Here is a 427-nt window from a genome sequence, read left to right on the forward strand (position 1 = left end):
TTAGAATTATGCAATGGAATCAAAAACTCCGCAAGTTCGATCCGTCGCGCCCCGCGCCGGGGTCGACTACCCACGCAACTACGCAGAATTTAAGGCGTGGTTCCCAGATGATGCCGCCTGCCTCGACTATCTCGATTGGATTCGCTGGCCACACGGCTTTGTTTGCCCGGATTGTGGAGGCTCCACGGCGTGGCGCATGAAATGCGGTCGGTGGTGGTGCAAGGGATGCTCTACCCGTATATCCGGCACGGCGGGGACAATCTTTCACCGCACCAGAACGCCGCTTACCGTCTGGTTTGCCGCTGCCTGGCATTTTACCTTCGCCAAGAATGGCGTTTCCGCCATGACACTGCATCGGATCCTTGGTTTCGGCTCCTACCCTACCGCTTGGGCGATGCTGCACCGTTTCCGGTGCGCAATCAGCCAT

At 58.1% G+C, this 427-nt stretch carries 1 protein-coding gene; it reads left to right on the top strand.

Annotated features, from left to right (window positions below; translation table 11 throughout):
- Positions 1-13: 13 nt before the first annotated feature.
- The coding region (locus IV91_RS17420; RefSeq protein ID WP_150112485.1) for a transposase at positions 14-427 on the top strand (414 nt) is incomplete at its 3' end.

The organism is Ferrovum myxofaciens (assembly GCF_000735045.1).
Classification (GTDB): Bacteria; Pseudomonadota; Gammaproteobacteria; order Burkholderiales; family Ferrovaceae; genus Ferrovum; species Ferrovum myxofaciens.